The 14,711-nt window shown below is 46.0% G+C and carries 11 protein-coding genes; 8 read left to right on the forward strand and 3 right to left on the reverse strand.

All coding sequences use genetic code 11. From position 1 onward, the window contains the following. Nucleotides 1-90 precede the first annotated feature (90 nt). Nucleotides 91-1,971 carry a molecular chaperone HtpG gene (gene htpG, locus EOO49_RS12280; RefSeq protein WP_290846083.1) on the reverse strand — a complete coding sequence of 627 codons (1,881 nt, stop codon included), beginning with the start codon at nucleotides 1,969-1,971 and terminating at the stop codon, nucleotides 91-93. A gap of 189 nt (nucleotides 1,972-2,160) precedes the next feature. Here htpG and EOO49_RS12285 point away from each other — a divergent pair, with 189 nt between their 5' ends. The 5 genes from EOO49_RS12285 to EOO49_RS12305 all read left to right on the forward strand — a co-directional run bounded on the left by EOO49_RS12285 (nucleotide 2,161) and on the right by EOO49_RS12305 (nucleotide 6,925). Continuing rightward, a complete protein-coding gene (locus EOO49_RS12285; RefSeq protein ID WP_290846085.1) occupies nucleotides 2,161-2,634 on the forward strand; it encodes a lipocalin family protein in 474 nt (157 codons plus the stop codon). A gap of 16 nt (nucleotides 2,635-2,650) precedes the next feature. After that, nucleotides 2,651-3,340 carry an OmpA family protein gene (locus EOO49_RS12290; RefSeq protein ID WP_290846087.1) on the forward strand — a complete coding sequence of 230 codons (690 nt, stop codon included), beginning with the start codon at nucleotides 2,651-2,653 and terminating at the stop codon, nucleotides 3,338-3,340. A 144-nt stretch (nucleotides 3,341-3,484) separates the two neighbouring features. Continuing rightward, entirely contained in the window at nucleotides 3,485-4,147 is a 663-nt protein-coding gene (locus tag EOO49_RS12295; RefSeq protein WP_290846089.1) for a TetR family transcriptional regulator C-terminal domain-containing protein, read from the forward strand. 172 nt (nucleotides 4,148-4,319) lie between these two features. Then, nucleotides 4,320-5,642 carry an AarF/UbiB family protein gene (locus tag EOO49_RS12300; protein ID WP_290846091.1) on the forward strand — a complete coding sequence of 441 codons (1,323 nt, stop codon included), beginning with the start codon at nucleotides 4,320-4,322 and terminating at the stop codon, nucleotides 5,640-5,642. A gap of 341 nt (nucleotides 5,643-5,983) precedes the next feature. Further along, nucleotides 5,984-6,925, forward strand: a complete 942-nt coding sequence (locus EOO49_RS12305) for an ABC transporter ATP-binding protein (protein ID WP_290846093.1) — start codon at nucleotides 5,984-5,986, stop codon at nucleotides 6,923-6,925. Between the two features lie 424 nt (nucleotides 6,926-7,349). Here EOO49_RS12305 and EOO49_RS12310 read toward each other — a convergent pair whose 3' ends face one another. Then, nucleotides 7,350-9,782, reverse strand: coding sequence for a prolyl oligopeptidase family serine peptidase (locus tag EOO49_RS12310; protein WP_290846094.1), 2,433 nt, complete (start codon nucleotides 9,780-9,782; stop codon nucleotides 7,350-7,352). Nucleotides 9,783-9,961: 179 nt separating this feature from the next. Here EOO49_RS12310 and EOO49_RS12315 point away from each other — a divergent pair, with 179 nt between their 5' ends. Genes EOO49_RS12315 through EOO49_RS12325 form a run of 3 tightly spaced genes read left to right on the forward strand, consistent with a single transcriptional unit; the run spans nucleotide 9,962 to nucleotide 12,125 of the window. Next, entirely contained in the window at nucleotides 9,962-10,969 is a 1,008-nt protein-coding gene (locus EOO49_RS12315; protein ID WP_290846096.1) for a 3-oxoacyl-ACP synthase III family protein, read from the forward strand. A gap of 1 nt (nucleotide 10,970) precedes the next feature. After that, nucleotides 10,971-11,477, forward strand: a complete 507-nt coding sequence (locus tag EOO49_RS12320) for a L,D-transpeptidase family protein (RefSeq protein WP_290846098.1) — start codon at nucleotides 10,971-10,973, stop codon at nucleotides 11,475-11,477. A gap of 27 nt (nucleotides 11,478-11,504) precedes the next feature. Further along, a complete protein-coding gene (locus EOO49_RS12325; RefSeq protein WP_290846100.1) occupies nucleotides 11,505-12,125 on the forward strand; it encodes a hypothetical protein in 621 nt (206 codons plus the stop codon). A 1,565-nt stretch (nucleotides 12,126-13,690) separates the two neighbouring features. Here the strand turns inward: EOO49_RS12325 and EOO49_RS12330 are convergent. Continuing rightward, a complete protein-coding gene (locus EOO49_RS12330; protein WP_290846102.1) occupies nucleotides 13,691-14,659 on the reverse strand; it encodes an electron transfer flavoprotein subunit alpha/FixB family protein in 969 nt (322 codons plus the stop codon). Nucleotides 14,660-14,711 lie beyond the last annotated feature (52 nt).

Here is a 14,711-nt window from a genome sequence, read left to right on the forward strand (position 1 = left end):
ACATTTCTTCAAATTCAAATTTCCCGATCCCGCAGATTCAAAAAAAAAGCCCGCAGTTTTCCGCGAGCTCAATTTTGAAATTATGTTTTTTTATCGGATCAACCCGAAACTGCGTTTTACGAAAGCTGTCAGTTCTTCGCCTTTTAGCAGATTCTGCGAAAGTTTGGCCAAATCCAACGCCTGTTTTACCAAGTTTTCCTGAGCCGATTTATCGTCCGTACTCAAAATGGTCGATGCGAGTTCGGAATTCGAATTCACGATGAGATTGTACATTTCCGGAAAATTTCCCATTCCGAACATTCCGCCACCGCCAGATTGACTCATTTCCTTCATTCTTCTCATGAATTCGGGTTGCGTGATGATAAACGGAGCCGATTCGCTGTCAAGCGCTTCCAGCTGAACAGTGTAAGTCGCCGAAGGAACGATGCTTTGAACTGCCGTTTTGAGTTTTTCCTGCTCGTCGTCCGACAATTTCGAGATCGAAGTCTCGTCTTTTTTGATAAGATTGTCCACGTGATCAGAATCGACGCGAACGAAAGTCATGCTGTCGTTGTCGCTTTCCAGTTTTTGGATCAGATGCGAGGCGATCGGTGAATCCATAAGCAAAACCTCGTAGCCTTTCGTCTTTGCCGCATCGATGTACGAGTGTTGCGCATCTTTGTTTTGGGCATACAAAACGACGAGTTTTCCGCCATTGTCGGTTTGGTTTTCCTTGAGATTTTCCTTGAGTTCCTCGAGCGTGTAAAATTTGTCGTCAACCGTCGGATAAAGAACGAATGCGCCCGCTTTTTCGTAGAATTTGTCTTCGCTCAACATTCCGTATTCGAGCACGATCTTGATGTCATTCCATTTCTGCTCGAAATCTGCGCGGTTCTCGTTGAACAAAGATTTGAGTTTGTCGGCAACTTTTCTCGTGATGTAATTCGAGATTTTCTTGACATTCCCGTCGGCTTGCAGATACGAGCGAGACACGTTTAGCGGAATGTCCGGAGAATCGATCACGCCGCGAAGCATCGTAAGGAATTCAGGCACGATTCCTTCGACATTGTCGGTCACGAAAACCTGGTTCTGGTACAATTGGATCTTGTCCTTCTGAATCTGCAAATCCTTCGAGAGCTTAGGGAAATAAAGGATTCCCGTCAAATTGAAAGGATGGTCGACATTCAAATGGATGTGGAAAAGCGTGTCCTCGAACTGCATCGGATACAATTCGCGGTAAAAGTTCTGATAGTCGTCATTCGACAATTCCGAAGGCTGTTTCGTCCAAGCCGGATTCGGGTTGTTGATGATGTTGTCAACCTCGACATCTTCCATTTTTTCGTCCTCGCCAACGCCAAACGCTCGCTGTTCTGTCTTTGTCCCGAATTTGATCGGAACCGGCATGAACTTGTTGTATTTGGAAAGCAATCCCGAGATTTTGTGGTCTTCGAGGAATTCGAGCGAATCTTCGGCTACGTGAAGCACGATTTCGGTTCCGCGGTCGGTTTTGTCCGATGGTTCGAGTGTAAACTCAGGACTTCCGTCGCAAATCCAGTGCACCGCCGGTTCGTCCTTGAACGATTTGGTGATGATCTCGACTTTTTCGGCTACCATGAACGCAGAGTAGAATCCGAGTCCGAAATGTCCGATGATTCCTGAATCCTTAGCCGATTCTTTGTACTTCTCAAGAAATTCTTCCGCACCCGAAAAAGCGACCTGGTTGATGTACTTTTCAACTTCTTCGGCTGTCATGCCAAGACCTTGGTCGATAATGTGGATTTTCTTGTTTTCCTTGTCGATCCTGACCTCGATGACAGGATTGCCATATTCGACTTTCGCCTCGCCTATGCTTGTGAGGTGTTTCAGCTTCAAAGTCGCGTCGGTCGCGTTCGAAACCAATTCGCGAAGGAAGATTTCATGGTCGCTATAAAGGAATTTCTTGATTAACGGAAATATGTTTTCTACCGAAACATTGATTTTTCCTGTTGTCATATCTGTTTTGTTTAATTGGATTCGTATTCGGATTTGGGATTTTTCAAAAAAAATACCATTGGTTGCGCTTCTGACAAAATGTCTGTCATTGTTAATCTTTAATTAAATGTCGGACGAAAATTTAACAGAAATCGGCCACGCGACGTATCTTTAAATTAGCAAAATAACCTAAATCTAAAGCGTCACAAAATGAAACGATTACTATTTATTGGCCTTTTGGCGGTATTCGCCATCGGATGCAAATCCACTTCGGCCACGACGACAAAACTCGACAGATCGTCCCAATCGGACATCAAAGGCAACTGGACAATCGCCTCGGTTTCTTATCCCGGACAAAATTACATCACCGTGAATTCTTTCGGAATCGCTGACTCACAGTGTTTCGTGGGAAGCGCGTGGAAATTCGTGTCGAACAACAACAAAGGTACGATGGAATTGACCAAATCGGGTTGCACCTTCAGTTCTCCAATCACGTGGTTTGTCAACAAAGACGGACAATTCGTGCTTAAAGTGTTGAGTGCGGGCGAGAAAGCGAAACGAGTGCGCGACGGATACGTGCTGAATATCGCCAACCAATCCGAAACCTCGTTCCAATTGGTCGACAAAATCGATGTGGGCGGAAAAATGACCGATGTCGTGTACCAGTTCCAAAAAGTAAACTAAACTAAAATTGAACAAAATGAAAAAACTGACTATCATAGCCATGGCGATAATCACGACGGTATCGATGTCGATTACCGGATGTGAGGCCGTACAGAATACGAATCAAACCCAAAGAGGCGCCGCCGTTGGTGCCGTAAGTGGAGCCGTAATTGGCGGCGTTCTCGGAAACAACGTAGGAAAAGGCGGAAGAGGCGCGCTCGGAGCGATTGCCGGAGGAATCATCGGTGGTGTCGCGGGTGGCGTCATCGGGAACCGAATGGACAAACAGGCGCGTGAAATCGACAACGCCGTTCCCGGAGCCGAAGTGGAAAGAGTAGGCGAGGGAATCAAATTGACGCTCAAGGAAAATGCCGTGCGTTTCGACGTGAACAAATCGACTTTGACGCCAACGGCCAAGGCCAATCTCGACAAGCTGATTCCGGTTTTCAACAATTATCCAGATACGAACATCACGATTTTCGGATACACCGACAACACAGGAACGGTCGAGCACAACTTGACGCTTTCAGAGCAGCGCGCGGCTTCGGTAAGAAGTTATCTCTCCGGAAAAGGGTTGTCTTCAAGCCGATTCACGACAACAGGTTACGGAATCGCCGACCCGATCGCAACTAACGAAACCGCTGACGGACGCGCCCAAAACAGACGCGTGGAATTCGCGATCGTCGCCAACCAGAAAATGGTTCAGGACGCCCAAAACGGACAGTAAACCAAATCGCATAAAACATCAAAAGTCGCCTCGTGCGGCTTTTTTTGTGTCCCGATCTTTCATTTTTTTTGAACGAATATTAACAACGTTTTGCAAATCAGCCAACTCTGTCCTTTTTATCTTTGAACAACCAAAGAACACATCATGGCGACAGCAAACAAACCCAATCAGCAAAATCAATTCGTTACGGACGACAAGATTGTCGAACTTTATATGAATGACGTGCTGCAACACAATTCCGAACCTGGAAACGTTTATATTTTCTGCAAAAGAAACCACATAGAAGAAACCCAGTTTTACCAGTTTTTCAATTCGCTGGGCTCGATCAGACAAGAAATTTGGGTCAAGTTTTTCGAGAATGCCGAAGCGATAATGGCACAATCCCAAGATTATCAAGGGTATTCTGAAAAAGACAAATTGCTCACTTTGTACTACACGATTTTCGAGATCCTGACCTTGAACAGAACTTATGTTTCGTGGTCGTTGCGCGATAACAAACAAGGTCTCAAAAATCTCACTGACCTAAAACAATTCAGGAATCGCTTCAAGGAGTATGTCGAGGAATTGCTGAAAACGCAGAATCCCGAGAAATTCAGGAAAGTACGCGATTTGACAGAACCCGTTTTGAGCGAAGGCGCGTGGGTGCAATTCCTGTTCATCCTCAAATTCTGGCTCGACGACAATTCCAAAGGTTTTGAGAAAACCGATATCATCATCGAAAAATCGGTGAATACGGTCGTGAGTTTGCTTGACACCAAACCGCTTGAAAATTTGATCGACCTGGGGAAGTTTCTCTGGAAGAATTAGTTGCAGAAGCAGAAGCAGTGGCAGTTGCAGAAGCAGAAGCAGAAGCAGGCCACACGCTTTTGATCCGGCAGCTGCTTCTGGAAACCGCCGTCGCATCCGAAAAACAAAAATCCGACACAAGTATCGGAAAAACAGCTTATGGCCAATCGGTTACAAGCTTAAATTCCAAACTATGAAAACTTTAGATAAAATTCCCACCGGAAAAATCGGCCGTGCCAGCGAACTCGTCAAGACGGGATTCAAGGTTGGCGGCAATTATCTTGCTTATTACGGCGAGAAAATGGTGAATCCGAAACTGACCAAAGACAAACTCAACGAAAACAACGCCGAAGACATTTACGACGGACTCAAGAACCTCAAGGGAAGTGCGCTCAAGGTGGCGCAAATGCTTAGTATGGACAAGAGTATCATGCCGCAAGCCTATGTCGAGAAGTTCTCGCTTTCGCAGTTTTCGGTTCCGCCTTTGAGCGCGCCTTTGGTGAGAAAGACGTTCAAGAAATATTTCGGGAAATTCCCAGATGAACTTTTCGACAAATTCACGCCAGATTCCGTCAACGCCGCGAGTATCGGACAAGTGCACAAAGCAGAGAAAGACGAAAAACAACTCGCCGTGAAAATCCAGTATCCGGGTGTCGCCGAAAGCATTTCGAGCGATTTGGCGATCGTGAAACCGGTTGCGATAAGGATGTTCAACATCAAGGGAAAAGATTCCGAAAAATACTTCAAGGAAATCGAGGACAAGCTTTTCGAGGAAACAGACTATGTGAACGAATTGCGTCAAGGCAAGGAAATTGCCGAATCTTGCGCGTTGATCCCAAATTTGCGCTTTCCGGAATATTATCCGGATTGGTCAAACGACAAGATTTTGACGATGGATTGGATGCAGGGCGAGCACATATCGGAGTTCGCGTCCAAAAACTCAGATCAGGCCAAAGCCGATAAGTTGGGACAGGCGATGTGGGATTTTTACATGTTCCAGATGCACGGACTCAAAGCCGTTCACGCCGATCCGCATCCCGGGAATTTCCTTGTCGACAAAGACGCCAATCTGATCGCGATCGATTTTGGCTGCGTAAAGCAAGTGCCCGAAGATTTCTACGACCCTTATTTTGAGTTGGTCAGCCCCGAAATTTTCGACAATCCGATAGAGTTCGAGGCCAAATTGTTCGAGCTCGAGATTTTGCGCCACGACGACAAACCGTCCGAAAAGGCTTATCTGATAAAGCTTTTCAAGGAATTGCTCGACGTCTCGACAATGCCTTACAGAACTGACAACTTCGATTTTTCGAACGAGGAATTTTTCGGAAGACTGGCGGCAATGGGCGAAGAATTTTCCAAAGATTCACAACTCCGAAAAATGAACGGAAACCGCGGCTCGAAACACTTTTTGTATGTGAATCGTACGTTTTTCGGGCTTTACAGTTTGTTGCACGATTTGAAAGCGAAGGTCGATACGGTGCAATACAAAACCTATTTGAAGCAAGCAGGTTTTTGATTCGTACGGGTTTCCTTAGTTTTTGCTTCTGTTTTAAGCAATAGCGCTTTTGGACAATGTATTCGAAAACGTTTGAAATCTCAATATTTGGCAGATTTGGGCCAAAATGGAATCTGTTAATGAAAATTTTGCATTAAACTTAACAGATGTTTGAATTTCTTTTAGAAAAACGACCCTTATCTTTGTAGTGTGATTAGTGCATTGCACTTCTTTAAGTGTAACCTGGTCACAAGAACATTAGTTTGTTTATTTATTGGTTAGGTTGGCAAGAGCGTTTTCTCACGATGACGCTCTTGCTTTTTTTATGCGTTTCCCAAATGCCGAATGCGTATTTTTGCTACATGCTCGAAGTACGCGATATCTCATTTTCCTACGGAACCAACAAAACCATCGACAACGTAAATTTTTCGCTCGAAAAAGGCAAACAGTTGGCGCTTATAGGCGAAAGCGGTTGCGGAAAAAGTACGCTTCTCAAATTGCTTTACGGACAATACGACCTCGATTCGGGAGCGATTTTTTACGATGGGAATGCGATTTTGGGCCCGAAGTTCAACCTGATTCCGGGTGACGACAAATTCAAGTACCTCGCCCAGGATTTCGGTTTGATGCCTTTTACGACCGTGGCGGAAAACGTCGGGAATTATCTGTCGAACATCTATAAAGACAAGAAACAACAGCGCATTGCCGAACTTCTCGAAATGGTCGAAATGAGCGAATACACCAACGTAAAAGCCAAATTCCTGAGCGGCGGACAACAACAAAGAGTCGCACTTGCGAAAGCATTGGCAGTCGAACCCGAGCTGCTTTTGCTCGACGAACCATTCAGCCAGATCGATGCTTTTAGAGCAAGTACTTTGAAACGCAATTTGTTCCGATATTTTCGCGAGAAACAGATCTCATGCATCATTGCGACTCACGATGGAAACGATGTGCTGTCGTTTGCCGATGAGGTCATAATCATGAAACAAGGCAAAATCATAGAAACCGGACGTCCGAAGGCGATTTACGCGCATCCGGGAACGTTCTACATCGCGAGAATGTTCGGCGAAGTGAGCGAGATTCCGCTTCGTTTGCTGAAACCCGTCGTTTCGGATGAGACCCTTTTGGTTTACGCGCACCAACTCAAGATTTCAGGTTCCGGACTTCGCGCGATCGTAAAACAATCTTATTTCCTCGGAAGCCATTACCTGATCGAGGCAAGTTATGAAGGCGGGAAACTTTATTTTGAGAATCGCGTTCCGATTTTGGATGGGGAAGGCGTTTTTCTTTCTTTGAACCAGTGATTTTTTACCGGTAAGAAGTTGAGGTTATTTGCGGTCGAAACGGCAGATTTTTATTTTGAACCATTAAGAACATTAAGAACATTAATAACATTAAGAACATTAAGAACATTAAGAACATTAAGAACATTAAGAACATTAAGAACATTAAGAGCATTAAGAGCATTAAAATCGTCACAAACAATCCTTCCGATCCTTAAGTCAATACTAAAAAAGCTACGACTCGAGCGATGCAAACCTGCGCAAGCAATGCACGGAGAGATTCGTGAGTTGCTTCGCCAGTCCTTTGATTCGAGTCGCGGCTAAATTTGTCAGTCTAATCTTAACGAACTTAATGAACTTAATGCCCTTAATGGTTCAAAAAGAGTAGAGGCTAATGTTTAACGCTAACGACTAAAAACTAAAAGCTAAAGACTAAAAACTAAATTTAATTCTTGGCAGTAGCATCGTCTGTACCTTTCAGATATTTCTCCAAAAACCGATCCTGTTCCCAAAGCAAATGCAAAATGTTGACCTTCGCGGCATAACCGTGCGATTCCTTTGGCAGAATCACCATCCGCGCCGGTCCGCCGAGGCCTTTTATCGCTTGGAAATACCTTTCGGTCTGCAAAGTGAAAGTGCCCGGATTGTTGTCGGCTTCACCGTGAATGAGCAAAAGCGGCGTTTTCATCTTGTTGGCGTTCATGAACGGTGACATTTCGTCGTAAATGTTAGGCACTTCCCAGTAATTTCGTTGTTCCGACTGAAATCCGAAAGGCGTCAAAGTACGGTTGTAAGCGCCAGAACGCGCGATTCCGCAAGCGAAAAGATTCGAGTGCGTCAATAAATTCGCGGTCATGAAAGCGCCATAGGAATGTCCGCCGACAGCGACTTTTTTGCGGTCGATATAACCGAGTTTGTCCACAGCATCGATTGCCGCCGCCGCATCGTCGACCAATTGCGTGATGAAAGTGTCGTTCGGTTCGATTTCCCCTTCACCGATTATCGGAAACGACGCATCGTCCAAAACCGCATAACCTCGCGTTACCCAATACACGAACGATCCGTAGTATGGAAAAGTGAATTCGTTCGGGTTTTTGGAATTCTGTCCGGCGCTGGCCTTGTCCTTGAATTCTTCGGGATAAGCCCAAATCAAAAGTGGCAGTTTCTCTTTCTTTTTCATGTCGTAACCTTTCGGTAAATAAAGCGTGCCCGACAATGCAACTCCGTCTTTTCTGTTGTATTTGATGACTTCCTTGTGAACGTCTTTTATGCTCGCGAAAGGATTGGCGAACGAGGTCAATTGTGTCAGTTTCATCTTTTTGATGTCTCTCAGGTAATAATTCGGATACTCGGTTTTGGACTGCATCTGAACCAGAACGATCCCATTCCTGAAATCTTCCATCGAGAAAATATCCTCTTTCTTATCGGTATAAGCCGATTGGTAAAGGCGCTTTTTCTTGAGCGTTTTCACATTGAATGCGTCGATGAACGGAAACTGTCCTTTTTCGGTGAATCCATTTCCAAGCAGGAAAGCATTGCCGTTGTCGAGCGCCAGAACATAGCGCGCATATTGGTTTTTCACGGTCTCGAAATTCCCCGGATCGCTGTAAATGTCCTGAGAATTTCGGTCTTCGATCGTCACGGCGGCTTTCGCAGGATTCGACGGATCGATCAAAAACGTCTTCGTATTTCTCGTGTCATACCAATCTTCGGTCACGATCGCCGTGTGTTCGTCTCCCCAAATCAGGTTCGAGAAACGCTGTTTGGTCTTGAGCAAAGATTTTGCGTCAGATGAAAAGGGCGCGTCCCAAACAAAAATCTCGTCCCGAAAATCAACTTTATTCGCCGGATTTCCCTGGTCCAAAGCCACGACATAATACAAACTCGCAGGTTTGTCGCTTCTCCAGCCCATATTTCGCTTGCCTTTGCGCACGGCCATAAAACCTTTGGGCATCGTTTCGGTAAGCGGAATTTCGTTCACGACCTTGATTTCGTTTCCGGACAAATCGTAAATCGTGGTTTTCATTGGGAAACGGCCAAGCGGCACGATGTACGAAAACGGTTTTTGCACTGTCGTCAGCATGAGCAAAGTTCCGTCTGGCGAAAAACTTTCATATGCGTAAATGTCTTTCGGTTTGTACAAAGTGGCCTTTCCGGAAAGGTCGACGGTGTAAAGTTCAGATGTCACGACCGTCTCGAAATTCTTCTCGTCCTGCACATTTTTGAGCATGTCCGGATACGTTCTGTTTTGGGAAACCTGACCGTCGGTTTGGGACGTGATCGGGCCTGTCGGAAGGTCTTTTTTGGAGTCGATCAACTTCGGACGGTCTTTCGGCAAGATTTTCACCAAAAGGCGTTTTCCATCTCCATACCAGGAAAACGGACTTCCCAAAGCTGCATTCACGTTGGCTTCGGTGAGTTTTGTCGCATTCGCGGATGCGATGTCGATAACCCAAAGTTCCACTCCGGTAGCGGTCGTATTCGCAAACGCGATCTTGGTTTCATCGGGCGACCAATAAATGTTGGAAATCTTCGGATTTTGCGGCAATCCCGAAATCTGGACCTCGTTTTTGTCCTTGAGCTTGCGCAATTTGAGGTTGATTACAAAAGTCGTCGTACTGCCGATATTCGTCACCGGATTGATGCGAAGCCCGGCCAGACGCAGTTCGTCCTGATTCAGATCGTCGAGCGTTTTGTAAGTGTCGCGGTACGAAAGTAGCATGTACTGCATTTTCGAATCCATTTGTACGGATGGCGCGCGCTCATAATCGGCGAGATCCAGAATTTCTTTCGGAGGTTTTTGGTAAGCAAGGTTTTCCTGAGCCGACAAAGTAACGGAAACGAGAGCCAGCAAAGCGATACAAAGGTTTTTAATCATGATGTTGTGGTTTTGGAAGCGTAAGTTACAAATTGTGTTTCGGTAAATAAGTGGCAAAAATGGGCGCGTTGTTACCGAAACGGTAAAAATTTTCGGCTTAGACGCAAAACTGTTATCTTGTACGCTGAAATTGCCGATTGTTCAAAATCGGAGATCGAATTTTATCAAAAAGACAAAATATGTACAATTCCAAAATATCAGGCCTCGGTTTTTATGTTCCCGAAAACGTGGTCACCAACGACGATCTCTCCAAAATTATGGACACGAACGACGCGTGGATCCAGGAAAGAACCGGAATCCAGCAACGCCGACACATCATAAAAGGAGAAGACACGACAACTTCTATGGGCGTGAAAGCCGCAAGAATCGCCATGGAACGCGCCAATGTTTCGCCAGAGGAAGTCGACTTCGTGGTTTTCGCGACGCTTTCCCCTGACTATTATTTTCCGGGTCCGGGCGTTTTGGTGCAAAAGGAACTAGGACTCAGGACCGTCGGCGCTCTCGACGTGAGAAACCAATGTTCGGGCTTCGTCTACGCGATTTCGGTCGCCGATCAATATATCAAAACCGGAATGTACAAGAACGTTTTGGTGATCGGTTCCGAAGTGCATTCGCTAGGTTTGGACATGACAGACCGCGGACGTGCGGTTTCAGTGATTTTCGGTGACGGAGCGGGCGCAGCGATTTTGACGCGCGAAGAAGATCTGACCAAAGGAATTTTGTCGACACATTTGCATTCCGAAGGCGAACACGCTCTTGAACTGACCGTAACAGCGCCGGGAATGGGCGGACGTTGGGTTACCGATATCTTGTCGGACAACAATCCCGAGGACGAAAGTTACCTGCCGCACATGAACGGACAATTCGTGTTCAAGAACGCGGTGGTGCGCTTTTCCGAAGTGATCATGGAAGGTTTGCAAAAGAACAATTTACAGGTTGCCGACATCAATATGCTCATTCCACATCAGGCGAATTTGCGCATTTCCCAGTTCATCCAACAGAAATTCCAGCTTTCGGACGATCAGGTTTTCAACAACATCCAAAAGTATGGAAATACGACCGCGGCCTCGGTTCCGATCGCTTTGACCGAAGCTTGGGAAGCCGGAAAAATCAACGAAGGCGATTTGGTCGTTCTGGCGGCTTTCGGATCAGGTTTCACTTGGGCAAGCGCCGTTATCCGCTGGTAAAATGATCTGGATTTTGCTGCTGATTTCCATCGGAATCGTTTCGGGCTACTACTTTTGGCCCGATGCGAAACTTCCGAAGCACGCCAGAATCGACAAGATTGTCGTCTATAAATCAGTGCGGAAAATGCAGGTTTTTGAACACGCGAAATTTTTGAAAACCTACAAAATCGCGTTGGGCAAGAATCCCGTCGGGCACAAGCAGCAAGAAGGCGACAACAAAACGCCCGAAGGTTTTTACGTTATCGAAAGCCGAAACGCGAACAGCCAATTCCACAAGAATCTAGGAATCTCGTATCCGAATGCATCCGATAAGAAATACGCGATCTCGATCGGGAAGCCCGCAGGCGGCGACATAAAAATCCACGGACTTCGCAACGGGAAAGGCAGGCGCGGCAAATTCCATCGCTGGAAAAACTGGACCGCCGGATGCATCGCGGTTACAAATCCTGAAATGGACGAACTCTTCGACCGCGTAACCGACAATTGCCAAATCGAGATCCGAGCCTAATTTTTTATCTTTCCGAAAACTCCCAAGATGGGCAAGCACACCAAACTCGGCAAGAAACAGCGGTCGCGCGAAAATGCCAAAGACAAACGGCGTGAACGATTGCTGGGTTGGCTGTTCGGCACGATTCTCGTGATAAGCTTCGCCTACCGTGCCATTTTTCAGCCGACCGTAATCAACGACGGCAACCGAATCCTGTATTTCAACGGCATTCCAATGACTTTGGGAGCGATTTTTTTGATTTATTTGTGTCTCGGATGGCTCAGGGAACTCGCACTTTCCAGAGACAAACCGCACCAAAAACTCATCGGCTACATTATCCTGGTTCCTTGCGGGATCGTTTTCTTATATCTAATGGTCGCGATGCCGTTCGACATTGTCTTTTATGAAGTGAACCGATACGTGGCCAACCAAAACAAGCCCGAAATCAGGCAGTGCCAAGTGACGTATTTCCACAAAAAAAAGGGGTCGAGAGATAGTAATTTCATTGAATTCCAGTTTGATGGAAAGATTGAATATTTTCGTACCGATCGGGAAACGGTACTGTCTTTCGCTGAGGAAAATCCTAACGAGTACTTGCTCGAGATCGAGGTTCGTACAGGGATTCTTGGAACTTTTCAAGTGGAGTCTTGGGATGTGGTGAAGAAATAATTTTTTTTTGAGCTTTTTCCGGCTGACTGGCACTAGCTTTTTTGCAAAAGCCGGTTTTTCTATGTCTTGAAACGAGCTTCCGTTGGTCGCTGTTTCAAGTCAAGAAAAATTCGGTTTTTTCTGCAAAAGGCTAGTTGCCGTCATCCGGGCTATCTTCTTTTAACCGCGAAATCTTTTTTCTTTATAATTTCCTGTGTAACCGGAAGCTTTCCTCACTTTGTCAAAAGAACGAGCTGCGCTCGTTTGGTGATTTTCGCCGGCTGCGCCGTCGCTTGCTTTGATTTTGATTCGTCGCCTGCCAGCGGGGCTTACTTTTGCCTCGCCGCAAAAGTAACAAAAAGGCTCGCGGCACGACCGATTTTGGCGACCTTTGCCGGACACTTCTGGCGTCGAAAACCCGTGCTTCGAAATATCGAAATCCTTGGGAAGCCGCATTTTCCTGAGACCTAACAAATCTCGGAGATTTGTTAGGTCTGGCCGAAGTTCGGGGAAAAAATCGGGAGTCGATTACAGATTTTCTGTAGAAAATGTTAAGGATTTTGATCCGGATGATTGTGTCGCGCAAAGTCAAAACCCTAGATTCTCAATCAACGCCAACCAATTTCGCGTCAATGATATAGCTGTTTTTTCTATGTATACAATAGGAACTTTATATCTTCTAAAATCCGTGCTTCGAAATATCGAAATCCTTGGGAAGCCGCATTTTTCTAAGACCTAACAAATCTCGGAGATTTGTTAGGTCTGGCCGAAGTTCGGGGAAAAAACTGGGATTTGATTACAGATTTTCTGTAGAAAATGTTAAGGTTTTTGATCCAAATGGTTGTTTTGCGCAAACGTAAAAACCGAGATTCTCGATCAAAGCCAACCGACTGTTTCCGTCAAAGACACACCTGTTTTTCGCTACGGAGCCGTTTTTAGCGCTGCGAAGCAAGCTAAAAAGCAAATATACACTTCAAATTAGTCCGCGGCCTAAGCACAAAACGCGGGCACCTGACGTCTTGAAATTTGGGAAAAAAGAGGCGTCAGCGGCACAGCGCATTGTTCGCCTCTTTTCCAAATTTCAAGGCTGTCAGGTCGCGTTTTTGGTTCAGCCGCAAGGCCTTTTTGCTACTTTTGCGGCCAAGCAAACCGAGGGACGAGGTTCACTGAATCCTTTAAAAAACAATAAAAATCAATGAAGTAAAAGTAGTCCCGCGGAAGGCGACGAACAACAACATCCGGCAGCGAAGCTGCCGCAAACACCAAAAAAAGCGCAGCTTTTTTATTTAGGTTTCGAAAGTGAGATAAGTTCCGGTTTCACAGAAAAAAATAAAGAAAAAAGATTTTGTGATAAAAGAAAATAGCCCGGATAACGGCAACTAGCCTTTCGCAGAAAAAACCAAATTTTTCTTAGGTTGCGACAGCGACCGCAGGAAGCTCGTTGCAGCCTCTAGAAAACTGGTTTTTGCAAAAAAGCTAGTGCCAGGTTAGCCGGAAAAAGCTCCAAAAAAGAGCGCGAAACCTCGCAAAAAAAAACGGCCCCGAAATACCTCGAGACCGCTCCAATGCCAGTTTGGGTTAGTAAACTATGCATTATTTGCTTTGAATTCCTTGATTTTTTCAGTGAGTTTCGGAACGATTTCGAAAGCGTCACCAACAACTCCGTAGTCTGCGACCTTGAAGAAAGGCGCGTCGGCGTCGGCGTTGATGACCAGTTTGACTTTCGAGGCGTTGATTCCCGCGATGTGCTGGATCGCTCCAGAAATTCCCACGGCGACATAAAGGTTTGTCGCGACAGGTTTTCCGGTTTGGCCAACGTGCTCGCTGTGAGGACGCCATCCCAAATCGGAAACGGGTTTCGAGCAAGCCGTAGCCGCGCCCAAAGCCGAAGCGAGGTCTTCGATCAAGCCCCAATTTTCAGGACCTTTCAAACCGCGTCCGCCCGAGACGACAACTTCTGCGTCGGCGATCGTGAGTTTCCCGGCCGTTTTGTCAACTGAATCTGTTTTGATATTGAAATCGGCATCGTTCAACGAAGGCGCGAAATCTTCTTCAGAAGCCGAACCCGCATTTTCGAAAATACCGTAAGAGTTCTTGGCAAGACCCAAAACTTTCACGTCCGTAGCGATTTCGGTCACTGTGAAAGCCTTGTTCGAGAAAGCGTTTCTCTTGACCTGGAAAGGCGAGGTGCTGATCGGCAACCCGACGACATTCGAGGCGTAACCCGCGTTGAGTCCGACGGCTACGAGAGGCGCCAGATACAAACTGTCGGTTGTCGAGGAAAGCAAAACCAGTTTTGTTCCTTCTTTTTGTGCTGCCTGTTTGATCACGTCGGCGTAAGCTTTTGCGTTGAAAGCGCCCAATTTTTCAGAGGTCACTTTCAGCACTTTGTCCACTCCGTATTTCGACAGTTCCGAAACGTTTGAAGCGTTCATGGTAACGGCCGTCACTGTCGTGCCAAGCGATTCCGCCACTTTTTTTCCGTACGAAGCCAGCTCGAAAGCCACTTTTTTGAATTTCCCTTCAGAAGATTCTGCGTATATTAAGATTGACATTTTTAGTCGATTGTTTGTTAAACTATTTTTTGTTTCAAACCAAATCCGGATT

The organism is Flavobacterium sp. (assembly GCF_004295795.1).
Classification (GTDB): Bacteria; Bacteroidota; Bacteroidia; order Flavobacteriales; family Flavobacteriaceae; genus Flavobacterium.

Bases quoted from the DNA above. Each gene is read 5' to 3' on its own strand.
- EOO49_RS12315 (WP_290846096.1), top strand. From the start codon at position 9,962: ATGTACAATTCCAAAATATCAGGCCTCGGTTTTTATGTTCCCGAAAAC.
- EOO49_RS12330 (WP_290846102.1), bottom strand. From the start codon at position 14,659: ATGTCAATCTTAATATACGCAGAATCTTCTGAAGGGAAATTCAAAAAA.
- EOO49_RS12285 (WP_290846085.1), top strand. From the start codon at position 2,161: ATGAAACGATTACTATTTATTGGCCTTTTGGCGGTATTCGCCATCGGA.
- EOO49_RS12295 (WP_290846089.1), top strand. From the start codon at position 3,485: ATGGCGACAGCAAACAAACCCAATCAGCAAAATCAATTCGTTACGGAC.
- EOO49_RS12320 (WP_290846098.1), top strand. From the start codon at position 10,971: ATGATCTGGATTTTGCTGCTGATTTCCATCGGAATCGTTTCGGGCTAC.
- EOO49_RS12325 (WP_290846100.1), top strand. From the start codon at position 11,505: ATGGGCAAGCACACCAAACTCGGCAAGAAACAGCGGTCGCGCGAAAAT.
- EOO49_RS12290 (WP_290846087.1), top strand. From the start codon at position 2,651: ATGAAAAAACTGACTATCATAGCCATGGCGATAATCACGACGGTATCG.
- EOO49_RS12300 (WP_290846091.1), top strand. From the start codon at position 4,320: ATGAAAACTTTAGATAAAATTCCCACCGGAAAAATCGGCCGTGCCAGC.
- EOO49_RS12310 (WP_290846094.1), bottom strand. From the start codon at position 9,782: ATGATTAAAAACCTTTGTATCGCTTTGCTGGCTCTCGTTTCCGTTACT.
- htpG (WP_290846083.1), bottom strand. From the start codon at position 1,971: ATGACAACAGGAAAAATCAATGTTTCGGTAGAAAACATATTTCCGTTA.
- EOO49_RS12305 (WP_290846093.1), top strand. From the start codon at position 5,984: ATGCTCGAAGTACGCGATATCTCATTTTCCTACGGAACCAACAAAACC.